1 protein-coding gene is annotated in these 1,610 nt (G+C 37.6%); it reads left to right on the plus strand.

The features are described from left to right. Positions 1-322: 322 nt before the first annotated feature. Positions 323-1,525: a sensor histidine kinase gene (locus NJ959_RS29265; RefSeq protein ID WP_254015277.1), complete on the plus strand. Its 1,203-nt coding sequence runs from the start codon at positions 323-325 to the stop codon at positions 1,523-1,525. Positions 1,526-1,610: the final 85 nt, after the last annotated feature.

Here is a 1,610-nt window from a genome sequence, read left to right on the forward strand (position 1 = left end):
GCTTCTATCCTATACAAAGTATCAATTAAGCTACATGAGGCAAAAGCCCTAATTTGATCTAGGACTTTAGTCCTATAAAGTAGGGAATACTGAGATCTTGCACAAATGTCAAAAAAGAGTTTTAGGTAGGGTGGGCAGTCCCCAATATAAGGTGAAAAGCTGATGATTACGTTGCTGGGGACTGCCCACCCTACGGTTATTTCAACTTTTGCAAGATCTGGGGAATAGGGAATGTGCAGGTGGTTTTATTCTAAGGTATTTATGGTTTATGATGGAGCAAAACCCGCCTCTATTTTTATTCTGATATCATATTTCGTGTTTTATGAGCCAATTCATTCAGCCTCACAATCATCCGATTAAATTCCTGCTCTATCTGGAGTGGATTATGCTGGGTATTATTGCTTTAATTGAATTGGTGACATGGCAATTACCCCCATATCCTAGACAGCCATTGGTGAACTTTATTTGTCTAGTATTATTCGGTATAATTGGTTTAGAATTGCCCAAAAATCAGCCTCTAGATAAGGCGATCTATACTGGATTAGAGATTGGGTTTATCTTGGTATCATCTATATGGGGCGGTATTCGCCTAGCTCCTCTGCTGATAATTATATTAGTTATTCGTAATTGTTTTATCTTTAAGGGCAAAAGTAGATTAATTATTACTTTGTTTGCTTTTGTTTTGTTTGTTGTTTCGGAGTTATATCGTGTTCAGAATATGCCGAGACCAATGGGAATGCCATTGTTACCGCCAGAACGATTTATATTTATCTTTGTTAGTTCCATCATATTATTTGGATTAGTTGTAGTATTTTTGCAGTTATTAGTAGATGCCGTACTCTCAGAACGAGAAAGTAGAGAAGAATTGGCACAAGTTAACGCACAACTCCGTCAATATGCTCTGCGAATTGAAGATATTGCTACACTACAAGAAAGAAACCGCATTGCTCGGGAAATTCATGATTCTTTAGGACATTCTCTCACTGTTTTTAATCTACATCTAGAAGCAGCATTGAGATTGTTAGAATCTAACCCTAGTGAAGCTAAAGAGTTTATCTCAGAAGCAAAACAACTAGGGGCAACGGCGCTAAAAGATGTGCGTCAATCTGTTGCTACGTTACGTTCAGATATTTGGCGAGGACAGTCTTTAGAAACTGCGATCGCATCTTTGGTTGAAGACTGCTATAAATCTACGGGTATTTTACCTACATTTTACTTGGATTTGCAACAGCCAATTCCGGCTGAAGTAAAAATGGCTATTTACCGTATTATTCAGGAATCTCTCACTAATATATGTAAGTATGCCATCGCAACAGAAGTGGAAATTACAATTGAGGCAAAAACTAATGTACATCTGATAGTTAGAGATAATGGTAGAGGTTTTAATCCTAATCAAAATACTACGGGTTTTGGACTACAAGGAATGCGAGAACGGACTCAAGTATTAGGAGGTAAATTTAAAATAGTAACAGCACCAGCGCAAGGTTGCCAAATTATCGCCAATTTCCCTTTGCCAACACTGTAGTAAATAGGGGCTAGAAACTAGGGAAAGGAAATTATTGATTAGAAATTAGCCATTAACCTATCTTTCATTCCCAATTTCCCACTCC

It is taken from the genome of Limnofasciculus baicalensis BBK-W-15, from assembly GCF_024178385.1.
Classification (GTDB): domain Bacteria; phylum Cyanobacteriota; class Cyanobacteriia; order Cyanobacteriales; family Coleofasciculaceae; genus Limnofasciculus; species Limnofasciculus baicalensis.

Bases quoted from the DNA above. Each gene is read 5' to 3' on its own strand.
- NJ959_RS29265 (WP_254015277.1), top strand. From the start codon at position 323: ATGAGCCAATTCATTCAGCCTCACAATCATCCGATTAAATTCCTGCTC.